Consider the following 22,823-nt stretch of genomic DNA (forward strand, 5'->3'; position numbering starts at 1 on the left):
GGCTCTGGCTGAATGAGAGGTGCCTATGAAAGCGTTGATCAGCCAGCCGGACAAGCGAAAAAAAACGGCAGGTTCATTCCGTTTTCTATTGTTGAAACGCGATCCCTCTGTAGGCGCGGGCTTGCCTGCGAGTCAGCTTGATACGGTGCGTCAGTTACACCGCAATCGCGGGCAAGCCCGCTCCTGCGTGGGATCTGTGTTGTTTTACGGCGCGAATGGCAGTTCGCGTTTGTGCTGCGTTTTTGCGTAGGTGTCGCGGATGATGTTGAACGCTTCTTCGCGGACCGGCTCGCCATGCAGGAACGCATCGATCTCGGCATAGGTCACGCCGTGGGACGCTTCATCCGGTTTGCCGGGTACCAGGTCTTCAAGGTCGGCGGTGGGGACTTTTTCCACCAGTGATTGCGGGGCGCCAAAACTGCGGGCGATGGCCCGGACCTGATTTTTCACCAGCCCGCTGAGCGGTGCCAGGTCGCAGGCGCCGTCGCCGAACTTGGTGAAAAAACCCATCACGGCTTCCGCCGCATGGTCGGTACCGATCACCAGCCCCTGACGCGCGCCGGCGATGGTGTATTGCGCGACCATGCGCATCCGCGCCTTGGTGTTGCCCATCACAAAATCCACCGCACTGGCGTGTTGGCCTTCGAACGCCTTGATCTGCGCTGCCAGCGCTTGCACAGACGGACCGATATTGACCGTGTGCGACTCGTCCGGCGCAATGAACTCCAGACATGCCTGGGCTTCGTGCTCGTCGAACTGGACCTGATACGGCAGGCGGACGGCGATGAATCGATAGCTTTCATCCCCGGTGCTTTTACGCAACTGCTCGACGGCGCGCTGCGCGAGCAAGCCGGCGGTCAGCGAATCGACGCCGCCACTGATGCCCAGTACCAGGGTCTTGAGCCTGGCGTTCTGCAGGCATTGCTGGATAAAGGCGACCCGTCGGGCGACCTCGGCTTCAAGTGCATTCTGGTCGGCGAAAGGTGGCTGGACCTTGAGCTGTTCAGCGATCTGGAGCTGTACGGCTTGCATGATTCACTCCTTAACAGGTTGTGCAGAAACGGAAGGGTTGGAAACCGGGCTCGCAGGCACTTCGAACACATGCCGCAGGTAGGCGACAAAGTTGGGGTCCTTGCATTGCGTCTTACCGGGTTCGTCGGAAATTTTCGCCACGGCCTGACCCGCGCAAGCCGTCATTTTAAGCACAATGCTCAATGGCTCTACACCGGGGATGTCGGCGGTGAGATTGGTACCGATGCCGAAGCTGACGTTGATACGACCCCGTAGCGCACGGAATATATCCAGCGCCTTCGGCAGGTTCAGACCGTCGGAGAACACCAGCGTCTTGCTCATCGGGTCGATGCCGAGCTTCTGGTAATGATCAATGCATTTTTCGGCCCACATGATCGGGTCGCCGGAATCATGGCGTAACCCGTCGAACAGTTTGGCGAAGTACAGATCGAAATCGTTGAGGAAGGCGTCGGTGGTGATGCAATCGGTCAGGGCAATGCCTAGCAGGCCACGGTATTCACGGACCCAGCAATCGAGCGCGGCACTTTGACTGTCGATCAGCCGCGGGCCGAGTTGCTGGTGGGCCATGATCCATTCGTGGGCCATGGTGCCGAGCGGTTTCAGGTCCAGCGTGCGGGCCAGTTGCACGTTGCTGGTGCCGACGAACTGGCCGGGGAAGTCGTGCTTGAGCACAGTGACGACTTCCTCCTGCACGCGGTAGGAGAAGCGCCGACGGGTGCCGAAATCCGCCACTTTCAGTTCGGCCAACTCATCGGCGGTGGCGTTGGCGTATAGCCAGTCGAATTTGCGATACAGCTGATCACGCGCCTGCACAAGCAATGTGCCGGGGTGGCGATGACGGTTGCGCACTTCGCTGACAATCGCCAGCAGCGGCACTTCGAACATGATCACGTGCAGCCACGGCCCGTGCAGACGGATGCACAGCTCACCGTTCTCGATACTGGTCTGCACATAGCGCATGTTGAAGCGGAACAAGCCGAGGAAGCGCAGAAAATCGGGCTTCATAAAGCTGATGCGCTCAAGAAAACCCAGCTGAGCGTCGCTCATGGACAGCTCGCAGAGCAGCTCGATCTGATGACGGATCTCGGCCAGATAAGGCCGCAGGTCTTCGCCATTGCGGCAGCGAAACTCCCACTCCACGTCGACGTTTGGGTAGTTGTGCAACACCGCTTGCATCATGGTCAGCTTGTAGAAGTCGGTGTCGAGCAGGTTCTGCACGATGCGATCGGAGAAGGCGCTCTCACTCATGTTGTCAGCTCTCCAGAGCAGCCGATGGGGTTGGGCTCGCAACGCTCGGGCAACGCTGTAAAGGCGCTGCTGACGTCCGTGCGGGCTGCTGGGCCGGCATTGTCGCCCCTAACTTGTCGGGTTATCCAACTGTTCCAGCATCCAGCGCACGAAATCGCGGATTTTCGGCACTTCTGCCGTGTGCTCAGGGTAGGCCAGGTAATAGGCGTCATGGCTGGGCAGCGCGTGGGGCCAGGGGATCACCAGCTTACCGTCCGCCAGCTCCTCTTCGACCAGAAACCGCGGGAGCAGCGCGACCCCGCACCCGACCTGTGCGGCGCGTATGCACATGTAAAACGTCTCGAAGCGCGGGCCGTGGTAGCTGTGTTCGGTGTGGTAACCCTGGCTGTCGAACCAGTCATGCCAGGCTTGCGGGCGTGAGGCGCTTTGCAGCAGCACCAGCTCGCTCAGTTGGGTCGGGTCGGTAAACGGTTTGTCCGGCAGGCTGCCGGGCGCGCAGACCGGAATAAGTTCTTCGCTGAACAATTTTACCGACTCGGCACCCGGCCGGGCGCCTTGGCCGAAATAGAACGCCAGGTCACAGCGGCCCTGAATCAGGTCGTCGGGTTCCTGTTCATCCATCAGGTCCAGGTGGATGTGCGGATGGCGCAATCGCCAGCCTTTGAGCCGGGGCACCAGCCAGCGGGCACCGAAGGTCGATGGCGTGGACACGCGCAGGACTTCGGTTTCCCCACCGTAGGACCGCAGGTAGTGGGTCGACATTTCCACCTGCGTGAGGATTTTGCGTACTTCGCCCAGGTACAGCGCGCCAGCCGGAGTCAATTGCAGGCGTCGGCGCACGCGGCGAAACAGCAAGTGTTGCACCAGTTCTTCAAGCTGGGCGACTTGTTTGCTGACGGCGCTTTGCGTCAGGTTCAACTCTTCGGCCGCGCGGGTAAAACTCAAGTGCCGGGTCACTGCCTCAAAGCATTGCAACGCGGTGATTGATGGCAGATAACGTTTGTTGAGCATGCTCAGGCCTTATGTTTTTCGAGGCTGCCATGTGCAGATGGGAGGGCAGCATGAATAAACGGAATGATATCTCGCCTAATGGTCGTTTGTTCGCACGTCTCAGGCCAGCTATTAGTAGAGCCTGACGCTTCACCCATCTTTCGATTTCCGTTTTTCATTTCAAGAATCAAGGAGACAACATGCTTACCGACTTGCTCAACCGCCTCGGTGTCGATCCCGCCCTGTACCAGAAAGGCGATCAGGCCGTGCACACGCCTGTCGATGGCAGCCGTATCGCTTCCGTGCATTGGGAAGGGCGAGCGGAAGTCGAGCAGCACGTCACCCGTGCCGAACATGCGTTCGACGCCTGGCGCAAGGTCCCGGCGCCTCGCCGTGGTGAGCTGATTCGTCTGTTCGGTGAGGCCCTGCGCAAGCACAAGGCCGAGCTGGGTGCGCTGGTGTCGTGGGAAGCCGGCAAGATCACTCAGGAAGGTCTGGGTGAAGTGCAGGAAATGATCGATATCTGTGATTTCGCCGTCGGCCTGTCGCGCCAGTTGTACGGTTTGACCATCGCTTCCGAGCGCCCTGGTCACCATATGCGCGAAACCTGGCACCCGCTGGGCGTCGTCGGCGTGATCAGTGCGTTCAACTTCCCTGTCGCGGTCTGGGCCTGGAACACGGCACTGGCGCTGGTCTGCGGCAATGCCGTGATCTGGAAACCGTCGGAGAAAACCCCGCTGACCGCACTGGCCTGCCAGTCGTTGTTCGAAGGCGTGCTCAAACATTTCCCTGATGCGCCTGCTTACCTGAGCCAGGTGGTCATCGGTGGGCGTGAAGCCGGCGAAGCGCTGGTCGACGACCCGCGTGTTGCGCTGATCAGTGCCACTGGCAGTACGCGTATGGGCCGCGAAGTCGCGCCGAAAATCGCAGCACGCTTTGCCCGCAGCATTCTTGAGTTGGGCGGCAACAACGCAATGATCCTCGGCCCAAGCGCCGACCTTGATCTGGCGGTACGCGCAATTCTGTTCAGCGCCGTCGGTACGGCCGGTCAGCGCTGCACCAGTTTGCGTCGCTTGATTGCTCACGAATCGGTCAAGGACGAAATCGTCAGCCGTCTGAAAACCGCCTACGCCAAAGTGCGCATCGGTCATCCGCTGGAAGGCAATCTGGTCGGTCCGTTGATCGACAAAAACAGCTACGAAAATATGCGGGACGCCCTTGAGCAGGCCCTGAGCGAAGGCGGTCGAGTATTCGGCGGCGAGCGCCAGTTGGCTGAGCAGTTCCCTGATGCCTACTACGTGTCCCCGGCCATCGTCGAAATGCCAGAGCAAAGTGACGTGGTGTGCACCGAAACTTTCGCCCCGATTTTGTACGTGGTCGGTTACGACGATTTTGCTGAAGCCGTGCGCCTGAACAACGCCGTGCCGCAAGGCCTGTCGTCGTGCATTTTCACCACGGACGTGCGCGAAGCCGAGCAGTTTATTTCTGCATTGGGCAGCGACTGCGGGATCGCCAACGTCAACATCGGCCCAAGCGGTGCGGAAATCGGCGGCGCTTTCGGCGGTGAAAAAGAAACCGGTGGCGGTCGTGAGTCGGGCTCGGATTCATGGCGCGGTTACATGCGTCGTCAGACGGCGACGGTGAACTACTCCCTTGAGTTGCCGCTGGCGCAGGGTATTACGTTCGACTGATAGTCCCTCATCGCGGGCAAGCCCGCGCCTACAGGTTCTGCGTAAATCCTGTAGGAGCGAACTTGTTCGCGAAGCGATGGATCAGCAACACAAGATTTTGCGCAGTATTTCAGGGGTTTTTGCGATGGCGCTACGCGAAGAATGTCTGTGGGAAAAGCTGACACCGCAACGGCCTGAGGCCAAGGCGCTCAAGGGCGAATTGACGGTCGATGTGTGCGTGATTGGCGCGGGCATCACCGGGTTGTCGGCAGCGATTCATTTGTTGGAGCAAGGCAAGCGGGTCGCCGTGCTTGAGGCCCATCGCACGGGGCACGGGGGCTCTGGGCGCAATGTCGGGCTGGTCAATGCCGGGCTGTGGATTCCGCCGGACGAGATCGAAGCCGGGTTCGGCAAGAACGTCGGCAGTCAGTTGAATCAGATGCTAGGTGCTGCGCCGTCTCTGGTGTTCAGCCTGGTCGACAAATACAACATCGATTGCCAGTTGCGTCGCGAAGGTACGCTGCACATGGCGCACAACGCCCGTGGCGAAGCCGATCTGCGCAGTCGCGAAGAACAATGGAAACGTCGGGGCGCGCCGGTCGAGTTACTCACCGGCAAGGCGTGCCAGGACGCTACCGGCACTCAGAAAATATCCGCAGCACTGCTGGATCGGCGTGCCGGCACATTCAACCCGATGGCGTTCACCAGCGGGCTCGCAAAAGCCGTGGGCAGCCTCGGCGGTCAATTATTCGATCACTCCCCGGTCACCCGCCTGGAACGCCAGGGCGAGCGTTGGTGCGTCATCACCGAGCATGGTGCCGTGCTGGCCGAGAAAGTGGTGATTGCTTCCAATGCGTACACCGAAGGCGAGTGGACGGAGCTGCGCCGCAACTTTTTCCCCGGTTATTACTATCAGGTCGCCTCTGCACCACTGACCGAAGAGGCTGCACAGCGGATTTTGCCGGGTGGGCAGGGTTCCTGGGACACGCGCCAGGTGCTCAGCAGCATTCGTCGCGACGCTGACGGTCGTCTTTTATTAGGCAGCTTGGGCAACGGCAATCAGAAGCCGGCCTGGTTCCTCAAGGCGTGGGCAGACCGCGTCCAGCAGCATTACTTCCCCTACCTCAAACCGGTGGACTGGGAATTCACCTGGACGGGCTGTATCGCGTTCACTCCTGACCACCTGCTGCGGCTCTTTGAGCCTGCACCGGGGTTGGTGGCCGTCACCGGTTATAACGGTCGAGGCAACACCACGGGCAGCGTCGTGGGCAAGGCGTTTGCCGATTACCTGTGCCATGGCAATACCAAGGCGTTGCCGATTCCGTTTGCGCCGATGCTGCCGTTGTCCGGTGTGGGGCTGCGCAGCTGCCTTTATGAGGCGGGTTTTTCCCTGTATCACGCGGGCCAGTGCCTGCGAATCGTGATTTGAGGAGAATTTTCTGGCAACGGGCGGCGCTTTTTCGCGCACCAACTAACCTCTAATGGTGCGTCCCGTAGCGGTCGCGCACCGCGGATGTGCACTTCGGTTACGCGCACTGTTACAGCTGGGTTGCACGGGGTCGTCTGCGTGGGTTGCAAGTTTTAAGGGGGAGGGTTGCTCTTTTATATAAGGAGGGTTGTACCTGTTCCGGTTTAGACGGTTGCACGCCCAATGAAAAAGGGCACAAAACGGTCGAATAACAACAAAACAACGACTTTTTTCAGAATAAAAAACCTATGGCACGCCACTTGCTCTGCGCTTGTAGCTGAATCAAAGCTTCCGCTGAAGTTGCTGTGCTAACTAAAACACCTCAGGAGCACCATCACATGTCGCAGACGTTTTACAGGAAAGGTTTTCTGGCACTCGCAGTTGCTACTGCATTGGGTGTTTCTTCGTTTGTTCAGGCAGATGTCAAAATTGGCGTGGCAGGTCCGATGACTGGTGCGAACGCGTCCTTCGGCGAGCAGTACATGAGAGGCGCCCAGGCTGCAGCGGACGCGATCAATGCCAGCGGTGGTGTAAACGGCGAGAAAATCGTATTGGTCAAAGGCGATGACGCCTGCGAACCGAAACAGGCGGTCGCTGTAGCCAACCGTCTGACCGATCAGGACAAAGTGGTGGGCGTGGTCGGGCACTTCTGCTCATCGTCGACGATTCCTGCTTCAGAAGTGTATGCCGATGCAGGCATCATCGTGATGACCCCGGGTTCCACCAACCCTGTCGTCACCGAGCGTGGCTTGAAAGCCATGTTCCGTATGTGTGGGCGTGATGATCAGCAGGGCATCGTTGCCGGTGATTACATCGTCGATGTGCTCAAAGGCAAACGCGTTGCTGTGATCAACGACAAAGACACTTACGGCAAGGGTCTGGCTGACGCCACGTCGAAGCAGTTGACCGCGCGTGGTGTTAAACCGGTTATTGAAGAAGGCCTGACCCGCGGCGAGAAAGACTTCAGCGCTCTGGTCACCAAGATCCGTTCAGAAAAAGCCGATGTCGTTTACTTCGGTGGCCTGCACCCGGAAGCCGGCCCACTGGTCCGTCAACTGCGTGAACAAGGCCTCAAAGACGTCAAGTTCATGTCCGATGACGGCATCGTGACAGACGAACTGGTGACCACTGCCGGTGGTGCTCAGTACGTCGATGGCGTGTACATGACCTTCGGTGCCGACCCTCGCATGCTGCCAGACAGCAAGGCTGTGGTTGAGAAGTTCCGCTCCTCCGGTTACGAGCCTGAAGGCTACACCCTGTATGCCTACGCGTCTGTGCAGGCCTTGGCTGCCGCGTTCAATGGTGCCAAGTCCAACAAAGGCGAGGCTGCCGCCGAATGGCTCAAAGCCAATACGGTGCCAACCGTAATGGGCAAGAAAAACTGGGACGGCAAAGGCGACTTGAAAGTCTCCGACTACGTGGTTTACCAGTGGGATGCACAAGGCAAATACCATCAGCTGGAAAAACAGAAGTGAGATAAACGCATCGCCGAGCCTGCGCCTCCCGACATAAGTCGTCAGACGCAGGCTCGGCTTTGGTAATGGGTTCTAATTTCTTCTGGAGCCACATGAACCCGGCCAGATGCGCCTCACAAGGGCTCATCGAAACCGGGTTCAACGTGGCCTCTCAAGCGTGTGAGAGTGCATGATGGACGGTATTTTCCTGCAGCAAATTATCAATGGCCTGACCCTCGGGTCGGTCTACGGCCTGATTGCCATCGGCTACACAATGGTCTACGGCATCATCGGCATGATCAACTTCGCCCACGGCGAGGTGTATATGATCTCTGCGTACCTCGCGGCGATCAGCCTGGCTCTGCTGTCCTCCTTCGGTATTCAATCCTTTCCGTTGTTGATCTTCGGGACGTTGCTGTTCACCGTCTTCGTGACGGGTGTGTATGGCTGGGTCATCGAGCGTATCGCTTACAAACCGCTGCGTAACTCCACCCGACTGGCGCCGCTGATCAGTGCCATCGGCGTTTCACTGATCCTGCAGAACTATGCGCAGATCAGCCAGGGTTCACGGCAACAAGGTGTGCCGACGTTGCTGGCCGGGGCGTTGAAACTGGATATCGGGACAGGTTTCGTCCAGATCACCTACACCAAAATCTTCATTCTGGTTGCAGCGTTTGCCGGGATGGCCCTGCTGACCTACATCATCAAGTACACCAAGCTGGGCCGCATGTGTCGCGCGACCCAACAAGACCGCAAAATGGCTTCGATCCTCGGGATCAATACGGACCGGGTCATTTCCTACGTGTTCATCATCGGCGCGGCCATGGCGGCACTGGCCGGTGTCCTGATCACCCTGAACTACGGCACCTTCGACTTCTACGCAGGCTTCGTGATCGGTATCAAAGCGTTCACCGCTGCGGTGTTGGGCGGGATTGGTTCGCTGCCTGGGGCCATGCTCGGCGGGATTATCCTGGGTATCTCCGAGTCGCTGTTTTCCGGACTGATCAACTCTGACTATAAGGACGTCTTCAGCTTCTCGCTGCTGGTACTGATCCTGATTTTCCGTCCTCAAGGCCTGTTGGGTCGCCCACTCGTGGCGAAGGTGTAAGTATGTCTGCAGCCAATAATAAACCTATCGATATCAAGAAAAGCCTGGTTGACGCCATTCTGGCCGGGCTGATCTCCTTGATTGTGTTCGGCCCGGTTGTCGGCGTGGTGCTCGATGGCTATAGCTACAACCTGCAACCCACCCGCGTGGCGTGGATGGTCGGGATTGTCATGGTCGGGCGTTTTCTCTTGAGCCTGTTTCTGCAAACCGCGCAGGGCCTGAAAGTGCTGCAAGGGTTTGAAGTCACCGGCTCCGGCGTGCATGTCCGGGCACCTGACCACAAGTCAAAGCTGTACTGGGTCATTCCGCTGCTGATCGTGATTGCCATCATCTTCCCGATCTTCGCCAACAAGTACCTGCTGACAGTGGTGATTCTCGGCCTGATCTACGTATTGCTGGGCCTTGGCCTCAATATCGTGGTCGGTCTGGCCGGTCTGCTCGACCTGGGTTATGTGGCGTTCTATGCCATTGGTGCCTATGGCCTGGCGCTGGGGTATCACTACCTTGGGCTGGGGTTCTGGACGGTCCTGCCGCTGGCGGCTCTCACGGCGGCGCTGGCCGGATGCATACTTGGCTTCCCGGTGTTACGAATGCACGGTGACTACCTCGCCATCGTGACCTTGGGCTTCGGGGAAATCATTCGTCTGGTGTTGACCAACTGGCTGTCCTTTACCGGCGGACCGAACGGCATGCCGGTGCCATCGCCGACCTTTCTCGGCCTGGAGTTCGGGCGTGTGGCCAAGGATGGGGGGATACCCTTCCACCAGTTCTTCGGGACCGAATACAACCCGAACCTGAAATTCCTGTTCATTTACACCGTGCTGTTCCTGGTGGTCCTGCTGGTGCTCTACGTCAAGCATCGCCTGACTCGCATGCCGGTCGGTCGTGCCTGGGAAGCCTTGCGTGAAGATGAAATCGCCTGCCGCTCCATGGGCCTGAACCATGTTCTGGTGAAGCTCTCTGCGTTCACTATCGGTGCGTCCACTGCCGGTTTGGCGGGTGTGTTTTTCGCCAGCTATCAGGGGTTCGTCAACCCGACGTCGTTCTCCTTCTTCGAGTCGGCGCTGATCCTCGCCATCGTGGTGCTGGGGGGCATGGGCTCGACCATCGGTGTGGTGATTGCGGCGTTCGTTCTGACCGTCGCCCCGGAACTGCTGCGCAGCTTCTCGGAATACCGTGTGTTGCTGTTCGGCATCCTGATGGTGTTGATGATGATCTGGAGACCGCGTGGCTTGATCCGTATCAGCCGGACCGGTATTACCCCGCGTAAAGGAGTGGCGCCATGAGCGATGAAGTCATTCTTTCGGTAGAGAACCTGATGATGCACTTCGGTGGGATCAAGGCGCTCAGCGACGTCAGCCTGAAGGTCAAGCGCAACTCGATTTTTGCCTTGATCGGGCCTAACGGTGCCGGCAAGACCACGGTGTTCAACTGCCTGACCGGCTTTTACAAAGCCTCGGGCGGGCGGATCGAGCTGAATGCCCGCGGCACTCGTACCAACATCATCCAGTTGCTGGGTGAGTCCTTTCGCGTCACTGATTTCGTCGCGCCAAAAGCCTTCGCCAGCCGTCTGTTCTACAAAATGTTCGGTGGCACGCACCTGGTGAATCGTGCCGGTCTCGCACGCACCTTCCAGAACATTCGCTTGTTCAAGGAAATGTCGGTACTGGAAAACCTGCTGGTGGCTCAGCACATGTGGGTCAACCGCAGCATGGTGGCCGGGATTCTCAACACCAAGGGCTATCGCAAAGCTGAAAGCGATGCCCTGGACCATGCCTTTTACTGGCTGGAAGTGGTCGACCTGGTGGACTGCGCCAACCGCTTGGCGGGCGAACTGTCCTACGGCCAGCAACGGCGTCTGGAAATCGCTCGGGCCATGTGCACACGGCCGCAGATCATTTGCCTGGACGAACCGGCTGCGGGCCTCAACCCACAGGAAACCGAAGCCCTGAGCAAAATGATTCGGTTGCTGCGCGACGAACACGACCTGACAGTGGTGTTGATCGAACACGACATGGGCATGGTCATGAGTATTTCCGATTACATCGTGGTCCTCGACCACGGCAACGTGATCGCCGAAGGAGGCCCCGATCAGATCCGCCACGACCCGAAAGTGATTGCCGCGTACCTGGGCGCTGATGAAGAGGAGTTGGTATGAGCGAACCGATCCTCGAACTGAAAGAGATCGATGTGTTTTACGGGCCGATCCAGGCCCTGAAAAAAGTGTCGTTGCACATCAACGAAGGTGAAACCGTCAGCCTGATCGGCTCCAACGGGGCCGGCAAGTCGACCCTGTTGATGTCGATTTTCGGCCAGCCACGCGCCGCCAATGGGCAGATCATTTATCGCGGCGTCGACATCACGCAGAAGTCTTCGCACTACATTGCCTCCAATGGCATAGCGCAGTCGCCAGAAGGGCGGCGGGTGTTCCCCGACATGTCAGTCGAGGAAAACCTGCTGATGGGCACCATTCCGATTGGCGACAAGTTCGCCACGGAAGACATGCAGCACATGTTCGACCTGTTCCCACGGCTCAAGGAGCGCCGCAATCAGCGCGCCATGACCATGTCCGGTGGTGAGCAGCAAATGCTCGCCATCGCTCGTGCACTGATGAGCCGACCCAAACTGCTGCTGCTCGATGAGCCGTCGCTGGGGCTGGCGCCGATCGTGGTCAAGCAGATCTTCCAGACCTTGCGTGAGCTGGCCTCCAGCGGGATGACGATCTTCCTGGTGGAACAGAACGCCAACCACGCGCTGAAGCTCTCTGATCGCGCCTACGTGATGGTTAACGGCGAGATCCGCCTGACAGGTACCGGGCAGGAGTTGTTGGTCAACGATGAGGTCAGGAACGCGTATCTCGGCGGTCACTGACCCGCACTCAAACAGGCTGTAAATACCAAGCGCGCCCCGGGTGAAATTCACTCGGGGCGCGCTTTTTTCAAATTGTGGAAAACAATTTTCACAAGCTCTGGAAGCGCGACATAAAGCCGCTGCAAATAGTTGTTTTGTCACGCTTTTGACTTGTCCAAGATTGCTGTGGAAGCGGCTGTGGGTAACATGGGAGTAGCTGGCTGGAGCCCTTGTTATACGTGGCCTGTAGAAGTTTGGTTATTTTTTGATCAGTGGTTTTTACGCGAGCTCTGGTGCGTTCTGTCAACGGTTTTATAGCTGGTTATTCGTACAGTTAATTTATCGGCGCAGCCTGTGGATAAGTCTGTGGGCAAGCACTGGAAAGGTTCGGCTAAGGGCCGTAGTTACTGGCATGGGGCCTTCACCGGCAGTTTTGGTCTGGCAGGCTGATTTGTGCCTGCTACATGCGCGGACCCCGGGGTCAAGTGAAAAACGTCCGAAATCTGCACGCAGGCCCTGCATTGGCGGGTCTGAGCTAATGTGCACTTGCCCCCAAAGACTGTGGGTCTGACTGTGGATAAGGTGGGTAAAACCCAGTGCAGCCCATATGGAACGTGGCTTTGCCTCGATAGAGTGTTTTTTGTACAGTCGCAGCCAGCGCAGGAGGCTGATTTATCCCCAAAGGGTTGCTGGAAACCCGCTTGGGCGGGCATTCTGCTGACCTGTTTCCCTTACCCGTCATCATGGCTGCGCTACGTTCAAGCCAAATCAGGAGAAAGACATGACTTCCACTGTGTTCATTACCGGTGCAACTTCCGGCTTTGGCGAAGCGTGCGCCCGTCGATTTGCCGACGCTGGCTGGTCGCTGGTGCTGACGGGCCGTCGTGAGGAGCGCCTCAACGCGCTGTGCGCCGAGTTGTCCAAGCAGACCAAGGTCCATGGCCTGGTGCTGGACGTACGCGACCGCAAGGCCATGGAGAGTGCCATCGAGGGCCTGCCGGCTGAGTTCGCGACCCTGCGCGCACTGATCAATAACGCCGGTCTGGCACTGGGCGTGGACCCTGCGCCGAAATGTGATCTGGATGACTGGGACACCATGGTCGACACCAACATCAAGGGCCTGCTGTACAGCACCCGTTTGTTGCTGCCACGGTTGATCGCTCACGGGCGTGGGGCCGGGATCATCAACCTGGGTTCCATCGCGGGCAATTATCCGTACCCGGGCAGCCACGTGTATGGCGCGTCCAAAGCGTTCGTCAAACAGTTTTCGTTGAACCTGCGCTGCGACCTGGTAGGCACTGGCGTACGTGTGACCAACATTGAGCCGGGTCTGTGCGAAAGCGAGTTCTCGCTGGTGCGTTTTGCCGGTGACAAGGAACGTTATGACGCCACGTACGCGGGCGCCGAGCCGATCCAGCCACAGGACATCGCCGAGACCATTTTCTGGGTGCTGAACACCCCTGCGCACATCAACATCAACAGCCTTGAGTTGATGCCGGTGAGCCAGACGTGGGCTGGTTTTTCGATTGATCGCAGCCGGGGCTGAGTCAGGGAGACGGCGGGGGCTTCTTCGCGAATAAATTGGCACACAGGGGTATACGATCTTCTGTGGAAGCGAATTCATTCGCGAAGGCGATTTATCAGATGTCGAAATACTCAACCAGTCCTGCATAGCAGGTCGCCAAATGATAAGGCGTGGTCGACGGCATATCGTTGCGGCTGACCTTGCCGTCGGCGTCCAGGCATTCATGCCAGCCTGCCGGGTGCAGAAAGCGTTGTTGCAGGGCCACCAGTTGGCGCGCCAGCAACGCATCGCTGTCAGGCCGTAGGGTCAATGCCCGCAGGTATTCGGCCTGCGCCCAGATTCGCTGGGTGCCATCGCGCACCGCGCCGTTCACGTCCAGCATTGCCTTGACTGCGCCTGTTTGCGGATCGACGCCGTGTCGCTCGGCAAACGCGAACGCTCGGCTCAGCGATGCGTGCAGGGGACTGCCACGCAGCAGTGGCGAGGACTCAAGCAAGAAGAACCATTCGAACTGATGCCCCGGCTCGAACCAGTTATCCACAGCCCCCAGCGGTTTTTCCAGCAACACGCCGTGCGCCGGGTCGATGAATTGCGCCTGCATCGCGGCGACCAATGCGGCCAATGCTGCTTGAGTGGGCAGGTCCTCGCGCACGGACACGGTGGCGAGGAAGGCCTCGGCCAGATGCATCAATGGATTCTGTAGCGGACCACTGTCGAGGAACGACCAATCCTGATCGAGACAGGCTTCGTAAAGCCCGTCGCCATTGGTGAAGCGCTCGGCGACCACGTTCAGGGCCGCATTGAGTACCGACTCGACCAATGGATCGCGCACCTTGGCCCAGTAATGAGCGCAGGCGAAAATGATGAACGCATGGGTGTACAGGTCTTTGCGCCGATCCAGAGGCCCACCTTGCGGATCGATGCTGTAAAACCAGCCACCGTACTCGGCATCATGGAAATGCTGCTGCAAAGAGCGGAACAGGGCTGCGGCATGGACGCGTGCATCCGGCGTCGAGGGCTGATCGATCAGGCTGGAGAACAGGTACAACTGCCGCGCACACGCCATGGCGCGGTAGCGCTTGGGAGGCAACGGCTGATGATCGGCGTCCACGGCCTCATACGGCAGCGCCAGCGCCGCATTCCAGCCAGAACCTAGCCAGAGCGGCACGATTACCTGCTGAAAATGTAGCTGCACAGCAGCGAATACAGGGGTCAATTCAGGCTTGGAGGCAGAGCTGGAAGCATCGGGCATCGGCTGGCGTCACGGCTAGGGCGTTTGCGCGACATGGTAACGCAACGGTGTATCAGGTACACCGTGTTGACCCATTGGCGAATAAATTCGATCCCACAAAAATGCGATCTGTGGGGGCGAGCTTATTCGCGGCAAATCACGCCGTCTGAGTCAGCAGGCCCTGGCGCTCGATGAAGGCAATGATTTGTTCGAGACCCAGACCTGTTTTCTGATTGCTGAAGACGAAGGGTTTTTCACCGCGCATCTTCTTCGTGTCTCGGTCCATTATTTCCAGCGATGCGCCCACCAGCGGGGCCAGGTCGACCTTGTTGATCACCAGCAAATCCGACTTGCAGATACCGGGACCGCCCTTGCGTGGCAGTTTGTCGCCGGCCGAGACGTCGATCACGTAGAGGGTCAGGTCCGACAGCTCGGGGCTGAAGGTCGCGGACAGGTTATCGCCACCGGATTCGACGATGATCAGGTCCAGTCCCGGAAAGCGCCGGTTCAGTTGGTCCACCGCTTCCAGATTGATCGAGGCATCTTCGCGAATGGCGGTGTGTGGGCAGCCGCCCGTTTCGACGCCGATGATCCGCTCGGGCGCGAGGGCTTGATTGCGCACCAGAAAGTCGGCGTCCTCACGGGTGTAGATATCGTTGGTGACCACGGCCAGGTTGTAACGGTCGCGCAGGGCCAGGCACAGGGCCAGGGTCAGGGCCGTTTTGCCGGAACCGACCGGGCCACCGATGCCGACGCGCAGGGGTTGGCTGTTCATAATGTTCTCCATTGAGCGCTACAAGGCTCTACACAAAAAAAGATCAGGACCGAAACAGTCGGCTGTATTGACGTTCATGGGCCATGCTCGCCAGCGAGAGGCCAAAGGCGGCGCTGCCGTAATGCCGGGGTTCGGTTGTCGTGGCCTGCTGTTGAGCCTGTTGCAGCAGGGGCAACAACTCGCTGGTCAGGCGTTGCGCAGCTTGCTGGCCCATCGGCAGGGTTTTCATCAGCACGGCCAGTTGGTTTTCCAGCCAGCTCCATAACCATGCGGCCAAGGCGTCTTGCGGGCTGATTTGCCAGGCCCGGGCGGCCAAGGCCCAACCCAATGCGAAATGCGGCTCTGGCAGTTGTACAAGGAATGCCCGTGCCGGTTGATCCAGTTCAGGCAGGCCATTGAGCAGTTGTTGCAGGGAATAGCCCATCTGCCGGCTTTCCTGATAGAACTCGCGGGTTTCTCGACTGGCGCGGTGTTCCTGGCTCAGCTGGAATAATTGGCCCCAATCGTCCTGTGCCGCTGCGGTGCAATGGGCCAGCAATAATGGCGCTTCGAAACGCGCCAGATTGAGCAACAGTTGATCACCTATCCAGCGTCGAGCGCTGTCTGAGTCGGCGACCAACGCTTGCTCGACCGCCATTTCCAGCCCTTGGGAATAGCTGTAACCGCCAATCGGCAGTTGCGGACTGGCCAGACGCAGCAGCGCCCAGGCGTTGTTCACGTACGCACGCCAAATTGGTGCATGCGTGGCGGGTAATTAAACTCTTCCTCGCCCGCCCGCGAATGGTGATGGCCGCCACCATAAGCGCCATGCTCGGGTTGGAACGGGGCCTCAATGGATTCGGTGGTTGCGCCGAGTTGGTCGAGCATGGCCTTGAGCACATAGTCATCAAGCAGGCGCAACCAGCCATCGCCCACTTGCAGGGCGACATGTCGATTGCCCAGGTGATACGCGGCGCGGGTCAGCTCATAAGCGTTGGAACAGGTGACGTGCAGCAGTTGTTCAGGCCGGGCGCACACGCGAACGATGCGCCCGTCCTCGGCTTGCAGGCACTCACCGTCGCGCAGGGGTGGCTGACCGCGTTCAAGAAATAGCCCGACGTCCTCACCCTCGGCACTGAAACACCGCAGGCGGCTTTTACTGCGCGCCTCGAAATTCAAATGCAGCTCGGCAGACCATGTGGCTTGAGGATCGATTCTTCGATGAATCACCAGCATCAGAGTGCTTCCAGCTAAGTGCGATGCAGTAGGCAGAGCAAGGGGCTTGCCAACAGTGATCGTGTGGGAGTTTGCTGACAGAGAGTGCTGCATCTGCGTGCAGATAGCACGCAGAGCGGCACCCTATTAGTGCGTATCGCTGATTGGAGCGCTATTGCGGGTCACTCGGTACTGCCAAGCCCTTGCCAATGGTTGGCACCGATAAAGATGAAGCGCAATTGCTGGGTGATTTTAGCCCGGGGCGTCAGGTGTTCGGCAAGGTTCTCGGCGGGTGGGTCGATCAGCTCTGGGAGCATGGCGAAGACGCTCTTCACCACCAGATCGGCCATGACAGACAGGTCATCAGGGTTGAGGTGCTGCAATTTAGGCATCCCCGCCAAGTCAGTGGCGAGGTCAGCGCTGATGCCTTCACGCAGGGCGCCCAGCGCCTGACGCACTTGAAGCGAGCCCCCATATTGTTCGCGGGCCAGAAACAGAAACTGTGAACGGTTGGCGGCGACCACCTCGAGAAAGATTTTCACCGACGCGTCAATGATTCCGGTCGCCACGAAGGTGTTGTGCCGCACCAGCCGAATGGTTTCGCGAAAGGTTTCGCCTACTTCGCAGACCAGGGTCAGGCCCAGTTGGTCCATGTCCTCGAAATGCCGGTAGAATCCGGTCGGCACGATGCCCGCTGCTTTGGCCACTTCACGCAGGCTCAGGCTGCCGAATCCTCGGCCGCTCTCCATCAAGCTGCGAGCGGCGTCGAGCAAGGCGTGACGGGTTTGTTGTTTCTGTTCGGCGCGGAGCAGCATGGGGCAGCAGATATCTGAAAGGAGACTGCTCGGCACTCTATCAAATGAACTTCGCATGCGTCGAATCGACCGCTGCAAAAGTGAGTTTCAGTAAACAGCAGAAATGCGCTGACAGTGAGCCAGCCAGACGACCAGAACCTCCCTCAGTGCGCGACCGAGTGGGTAGACAGGCGGTGGCATCATCGAATCGAATTCAGCTTATTTGCCACGTTGACCAAACCTGAACGGCTTTTTTCAGTCGAACAGCAAAGTCGTTCGGAGGCGCGCCCCTCTATACGTGGGCGTGTTGCCGCTATCAGGAGAATCGTGCAATGACGCGCGGCAGTAAATTTTTTAGCGGTATGGGTGCCACGCTGTTGGTGTTGTTCGCGGTTCTGGGCATTGTGATTGCGACGTTCGATTGGAATCGAATCAAACCGACCCTCAACGAAAAAGTCTCTGAGGCGCTGCATCGGCCCTTTGCAATCAATGGCAATCTCGCGGTGCTCTGGCAGCGTGAGTCTGATCAAGGCGGTTGGCGCGCGTGGTTGCCGTGGCCGCATGTCGTCGCTGAAGACCTGATGCTGGGCAATCCGGACTGGTCCAAAAGTCCGCAGATGGTCACCCTCAAGCGTGTTGAGTTTCGTTTGGCGCTCCTGCCATTGTTGCTTCAGCAGGTTGTAATCCCGCGAATCGATCTGACGGGGCCCGATGCGAAGCTGGAGCGCCTGGCTGATGGCCGCGCCAACTGGACCTTCGACCTGCCCAAGGCCGACGCCAGCGCCGAGCCTTCGAAATGGGTGATCGACATCGGCACGATTGGCTTTGATAAAGGGCTGGTCAGCCTCAATGACCAGCACCTCAACACGCAGGTCGATCTGGTCATTGATCTGTTGGGCAAACCCATCCCGTTCAGCGATATCGTCGGCAGTGGCCAGGCGAAAAAAATTCATAATCAGGGCGTCGCGCCGCAGGATTACACCTTTGGCCTGACGGTCAAAGGGCAGTATCACGGCCAGAAGCTCAGTGGCACCGGCAAAGTCGGTGGGTTGCTGGCGCTCAAAGACCCAGCACAACCTTTCCCGCTGCAAGCCGATCTGCAGATTGCCGACACCCATATTACGGTTGCCGGCACCCTGACCGACCCGCAAAACCTGGGTGCGCTGGACCTGCGCCTGAAACTCGCGGGCAGCAGCCTAGCTAACCTGTACCCGCTGACCGGCGTGACCTTGCCGGACTCGCCAGCCTATGCCACTGATGGTCATCTGGTGGCCAAACTGCATGAGTCCGATGGCGCGTCGTTTCGGTACGAGGGCTTCAACGGCAAGATCGGCAACAGTGATATCCAGGGTGATCTCGGTTACGTCGCCAGCCAGCCGCGTCCGAAGCTGACCGGGACGCTGGTGTCCAACCAGTTACTGCTGGCCGATCTGGCGCCACTGATTGGTGCCGACTCCAATGCCGCACAGAAAAAGCGCGGGGGCGACAGCAAGCAGCCTGCAGGTAAGGTGCTGCCAGTTGAGGCGTTTCGCACCGAGCGCTGGCGCGATATGGATGCCGACGTCGAGTTCACCGGTAAGAAAATTGTCCAGAGCACAGACTTGCCGTTCACTGACCTGTACACCCACGTGGTGCTCGACGACGGCCAATTAAGCCTGCAACCCCTGCGTTTCGGCGTGGCGGGCGGCAAGCTGGACGCGGACATTCGCCTGGACGGACGCGCCACGCCACTGCAAGGGCGGGCGAAGCTCACCGCACGTAACTTCAAACTCAAGCAGTTGTTTCCGACATTCGAACCCATGAAAACCAGCTTCGGCGAGTTGAATGGTGACGCGGACATCAGCGGGCGCGGCAATTCGATAGCCGCGTTGCTGGGGACGTCCAATGGTGATCTGAAAATGTTGGTCAACGACGGCGCGATCAGCCGTGGGTTGATGGAGATCGCCGGGCTCAACGTCGGCAACTACGTGGTCGGCAAGATGTTTGGCGACCAGACGGTGAAGATCAATTGCGCCGCAGCTGATCTGGGGATCAAAAATGGCCTCGCCACAACCCGGTTGTTCGTGTTCGATACCGAGAACGCGATCGTCTACATCGATGGCACGGCGAACTTCAGCAGCGAGCAGCTGGATCTGAAGATCAATCCGGAATCCAAGGGCATGCGCGTGTTTTCGTTGCGTTCGCCGCTGTATGTCCGCGGGCCGTTCGCCAAGCCTGATGCCGGTGTCGAGACCGGGCCGCTGCTATTAAGGGGGGCAGGGATGGTGCTGTTGGGGGTGGTCATGGGACCCGCTGCCGGTTTGCTCGCCCTGGTGGCGCCTAGCGGAGGCGAGCCGAACCAATGCGCGCCGTTGCTGGAACAGATGAAAGCAGGCAAGGCGCCGAAGACCGTGAAGTGATATCCGGAGCCCAGTAGAGCCACCCTGACTCCGTATGAGCGAACATTGTCCTTTTACAGCGGCGGTTATAGGGCTCTTGGTAGGTCGGGGGGGTAAAGCGATACACATTAACTGTATCCGCTCCATGTTTCCGACATTCAAAGACGCACGCTGATCGCCGATGCTGTGCTCCCTATACCTAGACCCATAAATGCACATCCTTACCCAAAGGGTCGTTTCGCGTCACTTACGTGTGGCAGGCGCTATAGGCGGTAATTCCGCACCTACGAATCTGTGCGGGGGTAACGGCCATTCCTGTCGAGACCCCTGCTCGTTGAGCGTGGCAGTCTGGATCAGACTCATCAGCATAACCGGACGGTTACAATGAATGTCCCTTTGGAACTTTACTGTATCTTTTCGAATAGCAGTTAGCAGGCTTGCAAAATTTAACTTAATAAAAAATCGCTTTTTAGCCAGCAACCATCATTATTATAATGTTCGCGTGGTAGTCTGCTGAAAGTTGCGGAATTCACAATGAGATCGCTCTTCAGGCGCAGGTTAAAATAATGATAAGCAACCTATCTGTAAAGGCCAAACTGAGTCTTAGCTTTGGCGTTATGACGCTCATAATTTTGCTGGTTTGCTTGCTTTCCCTCTTAAATCTCAGTGATGCCAATCAGCGTTTTTCCGATTATGTCGATGGGCTTAGCAAGCGCAAAGAAATAGCCACGAGTCTACTGTTTTTCGCTCAGCAACGGGCCATATCGGCACGTAACCTGGTTCTTGTTACCTCGGCACCTGAGCGGGAGTCCGAAAGTGCCACAGTGATTCTCGCCCACAAACGCGTTAGCAGTTTGCTGGCCGAGTTGAGTACTTCGATTGGTCGGTTATCATCGGTAGACAATGGGAGTGAAGAACACCGCTTGCTAACGGTAATAGAGAATATCGAGTCTCGTTACGGCCCTGTCGCGATGGACATAGTTAGTTTGGCAACGAAAGGAAACAAGGAGGCGGCAGTCCTCAAAATGAATACCGAATGCCTGCCGTTACTTAATCAGTTGGTCGCCGCCGTAAATGCATATACGACGTTTGGCACCCAACGTGCGATGGCCAGCCTGGAACGAGCCCGCGCTGAATATGCAGGACAACGTAACATACTGATCGCCGTCAGTGGTTTTGCAGTGGTGATCGCCTTGATCCTTTCACTGTTAATCATACGCGGTTTGGCTCGCGCCCTAGGCGCCGAACCCGCGGTGCTTTCCACTATTGCGCAGCGAGTCGCCTCGGGCGATATACGGCCTATCCCCGAAGTTAAAACCGCCGCCCGAGACAGCGTCCTGTTTTCGCTGGGTGAAATGCAATCAAGTTTAAGTCGCCTTATCGGTCAAGTGCACAGTTCATCGAATGTCATTTCAACGGCTGCGGAAGAACTCTCCGCCGCCACAGAGCAGAGCCGTATTGGTGTCGCGAACCAACGGTTGGAAATCGATCAGGTCGCGACGGCCATTCATGAAATGTTGGCCACTGCTCTTGAAGTGGCCCGTAATTCTGAGGACGCGGCAAATGCAGCCTTAAGTGCAGATATGCAGGCGCAGGCAGGTGGCGGAATGGCCAAGCTGGCAATCACTCAGATTACGCGTCTTGCAGATGAAGTCTCTAAATCTGCGACTGCCATGACCCGCCTCAAACAGGAAAGCGAACATATAGGTGGCGTTCTTGATGTGATCAAATCGGTAGCGGATCAGACCAACCTGCTCGCACTGAATGCCGCCATCGAAGCGGCTCGCGCTGGGGATGCCGGCCGTGGCTTTGCAGTGGTTGCCGATGAGGTTCGAAACTTGGCCAAGCGTACGCAAGGAGCAACCCAAGAGATAGAAAAGCTCACGACCGGCTTACAACAAATCGCCGAAGAGGCTGCGGGGATGATGGATGTCTGTCGCGGTCTTACCGACGAGACGGTGATTCAAGTTTCAAACACAGGCAATGCGGTGGCGGCCATCGCCGAGATGATTGCGAATATTCAACAAATGGTGAGACAAATTGCAACCGCAGGGGAAGAACAAAGTGCTGTCGCCGAGGAGATTAGCCGTAGTGTGACCTCTGTACGCGATATCGCCGACCAATCAGCGATCGCTAGCGAACAAACGGCTGCTTCCAGCACTGGCTTGGCAAATCTCGGCAGTGCTTTACAACACCAAATAGGTCGTTTCCAAGTTTAAAATAGTCGCTCATAAAAGAGCGGTTTCAGGATGGCATACGGATTACGACCGCTTTCGCAGGCAGCCTGCACCCACAGAATGACTCGATTCTCTGCGGGTGCAGCCTGCGAATGCGTCTAGGCGGTCATCACAAATCCTTCAAAATATCCGCCATGTCATCGGCGTGCTCTTCTTCTTGAGCGAGGATCACTTCGAAAATCCGCCGGGTGGTCGGGTCCTGTTCGCCGATGTATTGAATGATTTCGCGGTAGCTGTCGATGGCGATCCGTTCGGCGACCAAGTCCTCGTAGACCATTTCCTTAAGCGTGTTGCCGGCGACGTATTGCGCGTGGGAGTTTTTCGACAGGGTGTCCGGATTGAATTCCGGTTCGCCGCCCAACTGCACGATCCGCTCCGCCAGCAGGTCCGCATGCTCTGCCTCTTGCTGAGCGTGCTCGAGGAACTCGGTAGCCGCGACGTTGGCTTTCAGGCCTTTGGCCATGTAGTAGTGGCGCTTATAGCGCAGGATGCACACCAGCTCTGTGGCCAGTGACTCGTTGAGCAAACGCAATACGGTTTCACGGTCAGCGCTGTAACCCTCGGTGACTGCACCGTTTTCCACATTCACGCGCGCACGTTGGCGCAAGCTGCTCACATCTGATAATTGCTGCTCGTTGCTCATCATCAATCTCCAGGGCTAATCCGGTTTCCGTCTCGCTCTCGAGAGTTGCCCGTTTAAACCTTCAAATGGGTACTCCGGCGTGATCGGTACGTAGTTGTGAGTGATGAACAGCGAGAAAGTTTTATTGAAGTGGGCGTGGTTGGTCCATTGCCAGTTTTAATTGGACACGAGACAGTGGGCCCGCATTGCGCAGGTGCCGTCAGGGTTGAAGTCCTCTATGCAAAGG

General features: G+C 58.0%; 19 protein-coding genes. 10 read left to right on the top strand and 9 right to left on the bottom strand.

The genetic code is table 11. The annotated features are described in order from the left end of the window. Positions 1-204: 204 nt before the first annotated feature. The 3 genes from nadE to K0F75_RS13960 form a co-directional block, all read right to left on the bottom strand. On the bottom strand, positions 205-1,032 hold the full coding sequence (gene nadE, locus K0F75_RS13950) for an ammonia-dependent NAD(+) synthetase (protein WP_219062457.1): 828 nt from the start codon (positions 1,030-1,032) through the stop codon (positions 205-207). Positions 1,033-1,035: 3 nt separating this feature from the next. Further along, entirely contained in the window at positions 1,036-2,280 is a 1,245-nt protein-coding gene (pncB, locus tag K0F75_RS13955; RefSeq protein ID WP_219062458.1) for a nicotinate phosphoribosyltransferase, read from the bottom strand. A 108-nt stretch (positions 2,281-2,388) separates the two neighbouring features. Beyond that, positions 2,389-3,291, bottom strand: a complete 903-nt coding sequence (locus K0F75_RS13960; RefSeq protein WP_219062459.1) for a LysR family transcriptional regulator — start codon at positions 3,289-3,291, stop codon at positions 2,389-2,391. Positions 3,292-3,470: 179 nt separating this feature from the next. Here K0F75_RS13960 and K0F75_RS13965 point away from each other — a divergent pair, with 179 nt between their 5' ends. The 8 genes from K0F75_RS13965 (at position 3,471) to K0F75_RS14000 (ending at position 13,366) form a co-directional block, all read left to right on the top strand. Continuing rightward, positions 3,471-4,961, top strand: coding sequence for an aldehyde dehydrogenase family protein (locus K0F75_RS13965; protein WP_219062460.1), 1,491 nt, complete (start codon positions 3,471-3,473; stop codon positions 4,959-4,961). 124 nt (positions 4,962-5,085) lie between these two features. Beyond that, positions 5,086-6,369 carry an FAD-binding oxidoreductase gene (locus K0F75_RS13970; RefSeq protein ID WP_219062461.1) on the top strand — a complete coding sequence of 428 codons (1,284 nt, stop codon included), beginning with the start codon at positions 5,086-5,088 and terminating at the stop codon, positions 6,367-6,369. A gap of 377 nt (positions 6,370-6,746) precedes the next feature. Continuing rightward, positions 6,747-7,883: a branched-chain amino acid ABC transporter substrate-binding protein gene (locus tag K0F75_RS13975; RefSeq protein ID WP_219062462.1), complete on the top strand. Its 1,137-nt coding sequence runs from the start codon at positions 6,747-6,749 to the stop codon at positions 7,881-7,883. A gap of 172 nt (positions 7,884-8,055) precedes the next feature. Further along, complete coding sequence (locus K0F75_RS13980) at positions 8,056-8,970, top strand: branched-chain amino acid ABC transporter permease LivH (protein ID WP_219062578.1); 915 nt, start codon at positions 8,056-8,058, stop codon at positions 8,968-8,970. Positions 8,971-8,972: 2 nt separating this feature from the next. Continuing rightward, positions 8,973-10,256 carry a high-affinity branched-chain amino acid ABC transporter permease LivM gene (gene livM, locus K0F75_RS13985; RefSeq protein WP_219062463.1) on the top strand — a complete coding sequence of 428 codons (1,284 nt, stop codon included), beginning with the start codon at positions 8,973-8,975 and terminating at the stop codon, positions 10,254-10,256. Further along, on the top strand, positions 10,253-11,128 hold the full coding sequence (locus tag K0F75_RS13990) for an ABC transporter ATP-binding protein (RefSeq protein WP_219062464.1): 876 nt from the start codon (positions 10,253-10,255) through the stop codon (positions 11,126-11,128). Before livM ends, K0F75_RS13990 begins: the two co-directional genes overlap by 4 nt. Further along, positions 11,125-11,841 carry an ABC transporter ATP-binding protein gene (locus K0F75_RS13995; protein ID WP_219062465.1) on the top strand — a complete coding sequence of 239 codons (717 nt, stop codon included), beginning with the start codon at positions 11,125-11,127 and terminating at the stop codon, positions 11,839-11,841. Before K0F75_RS13990 ends, K0F75_RS13995 begins: the two co-directional genes overlap by 4 nt. Before the next feature lie 760 nt (positions 11,842-12,601). Continuing rightward, positions 12,602-13,366, top strand: a complete 765-nt coding sequence (locus tag K0F75_RS14000) for an SDR family oxidoreductase (protein WP_219062466.1) — start codon at positions 12,602-12,604, stop codon at positions 13,364-13,366. Between the two features lie 94 nt (positions 13,367-13,460). Here K0F75_RS14000 and K0F75_RS14005 read toward each other — a convergent pair whose 3' ends face one another. The 5 genes from K0F75_RS14005 to K0F75_RS14025 form a co-directional block, all read right to left on the bottom strand. Then, positions 13,461-14,597: an AGE family epimerase/isomerase gene (locus K0F75_RS14005; protein ID WP_219062467.1), complete on the bottom strand. Its 1,137-nt coding sequence runs from the start codon at positions 14,595-14,597 to the stop codon at positions 13,461-13,463. 136 nt (positions 14,598-14,733) lie between these two features. Further along, positions 14,734-15,351, bottom strand: coding sequence for an urease accessory protein UreG (ureG, locus tag K0F75_RS14010; RefSeq protein WP_219062468.1), 618 nt, complete (start codon positions 15,349-15,351; stop codon positions 14,734-14,736). Positions 15,352-15,394: 43 nt separating this feature from the next. After that, positions 15,395-16,069 carry an urease accessory protein UreF gene (locus tag K0F75_RS14015; RefSeq protein ID WP_219062469.1) on the bottom strand — a complete coding sequence of 225 codons (675 nt, stop codon included), beginning with the start codon at positions 16,067-16,069 and terminating at the stop codon, positions 15,395-15,397. Further along, positions 16,066-16,566, bottom strand: a complete 501-nt coding sequence (gene ureE / locus K0F75_RS14020; RefSeq protein WP_219062470.1) for an urease accessory protein UreE — start codon at positions 16,564-16,566, stop codon at positions 16,066-16,068. The genes K0F75_RS14015 and ureE overlap by 4 nt, the downstream gene beginning before the upstream one ends. A gap of 161 nt (positions 16,567-16,727) precedes the next feature. Further along, entirely contained in the window at positions 16,728-17,360 is a 633-nt protein-coding gene (locus K0F75_RS14025) for a TetR family transcriptional regulator (protein WP_219062471.1), read from the bottom strand. Positions 17,361-17,671: 311 nt separating this feature from the next. On the opposite strand from K0F75_RS14025, the gene K0F75_RS14030 reads away from it, so the two are divergent. Together K0F75_RS14030 and K0F75_RS14035 are read left to right on the top strand one after the other, a co-directional pair. Then, positions 17,672-19,738 carry an AsmA family protein gene (locus K0F75_RS14030; protein WP_219062472.1) on the top strand — a complete coding sequence of 689 codons (2,067 nt, stop codon included), beginning with the start codon at positions 17,672-17,674 and terminating at the stop codon, positions 19,736-19,738. A 545-nt stretch (positions 19,739-20,283) separates the two neighbouring features. Next, on the top strand, positions 20,284-21,936 hold the full coding sequence (locus tag K0F75_RS14035) for a methyl-accepting chemotaxis protein (RefSeq protein ID WP_219062473.1): 1,653 nt from the start codon (positions 20,284-20,286) through the stop codon (positions 21,934-21,936). Positions 21,937-22,063: 127 nt separating this feature from the next. Here K0F75_RS14035 and K0F75_RS14040 read toward each other — a convergent pair whose 3' ends face one another. Then, positions 22,064-22,597, bottom strand: coding sequence for a bacterioferritin (locus tag K0F75_RS14040; RefSeq protein WP_374028650.1), 534 nt, complete (start codon positions 22,595-22,597; stop codon positions 22,064-22,066). Positions 22,598-22,823 lie beyond the last annotated feature (226 nt).

The organism is Pseudomonas sp. UMAB-08 (assembly GCF_900095225.1).
GTDB lineage: Bacteria > Pseudomonadota > Gammaproteobacteria > Pseudomonadales > Pseudomonadaceae > Aquipseudomonas.

Bases quoted from the DNA above. Each gene is read 5' to 3' on its own strand.
- nadE (WP_219062457.1), bottom strand. From the start codon at position 1,032: ATGCAAGCCGTACAGCTCCAGATCGCTGAACAGCTCAAGGTCCAGCCA.
- pncB (WP_219062458.1), bottom strand. From the start codon at position 2,280: ATGAGTGAGAGCGCCTTCTCCGATCGCATCGTGCAGAACCTGCTCGAC.
- K0F75_RS13960 (WP_219062459.1), bottom strand. From the start codon at position 3,291: ATGCTCAACAAACGTTATCTGCCATCAATCACCGCGTTGCAATGCTTT.
- K0F75_RS13965 (WP_219062460.1), top strand. From the start codon at position 3,471: ATGCTTACCGACTTGCTCAACCGCCTCGGTGTCGATCCCGCCCTGTAC.
- K0F75_RS13970 (WP_219062461.1), top strand. From the start codon at position 5,086: ATGGCGCTACGCGAAGAATGTCTGTGGGAAAAGCTGACACCGCAACGG.
- K0F75_RS13975 (WP_219062462.1), top strand. From the start codon at position 6,747: ATGTCGCAGACGTTTTACAGGAAAGGTTTTCTGGCACTCGCAGTTGCT.
- K0F75_RS13980 (WP_219062578.1), top strand. From the start codon at position 8,056: ATGGACGGTATTTTCCTGCAGCAAATTATCAATGGCCTGACCCTCGGG.
- livM (WP_219062463.1), top strand. From the start codon at position 8,973: ATGTCTGCAGCCAATAATAAACCTATCGATATCAAGAAAAGCCTGGTT.
- K0F75_RS13990 (WP_219062464.1), top strand. From the start codon at position 10,253: ATGAGCGATGAAGTCATTCTTTCGGTAGAGAACCTGATGATGCACTTC.
- K0F75_RS13995 (WP_219062465.1), top strand. From the start codon at position 11,125: ATGAGCGAACCGATCCTCGAACTGAAAGAGATCGATGTGTTTTACGGG.
- K0F75_RS14000 (WP_219062466.1), top strand. From the start codon at position 12,602: ATGACTTCCACTGTGTTCATTACCGGTGCAACTTCCGGCTTTGGCGAA.
- K0F75_RS14005 (WP_219062467.1), bottom strand. From the start codon at position 14,597: ATGCCCGATGCTTCCAGCTCTGCCTCCAAGCCTGAATTGACCCCTGTA.
- ureG (WP_219062468.1), bottom strand. From the start codon at position 15,351: ATGAACAGCCAACCCCTGCGCGTCGGCATCGGTGGCCCGGTCGGTTCC.
- ureE (WP_219062470.1), bottom strand. From the start codon at position 16,566: ATGCTGGTGATTCATCGAAGAATCGATCCTCAAGCCACATGGTCTGCC.
- K0F75_RS14025 (WP_219062471.1), bottom strand. From the start codon at position 17,360: ATGCTGCTCCGCGCCGAACAGAAACAACAAACCCGTCACGCCTTGCTC.
- K0F75_RS14030 (WP_219062472.1), top strand. From the start codon at position 17,672: ATGACGCGCGGCAGTAAATTTTTTAGCGGTATGGGTGCCACGCTGTTG.
- K0F75_RS14035 (WP_219062473.1), top strand. From the start codon at position 20,284: ATGATAAGCAACCTATCTGTAAAGGCCAAACTGAGTCTTAGCTTTGGC.
- K0F75_RS14040 (WP_374028650.1), bottom strand. From the start codon at position 22,597: ATGAGCAACGAGCAGCAATTATCAGATGTGAGCAGCTTGCGCCAACGT.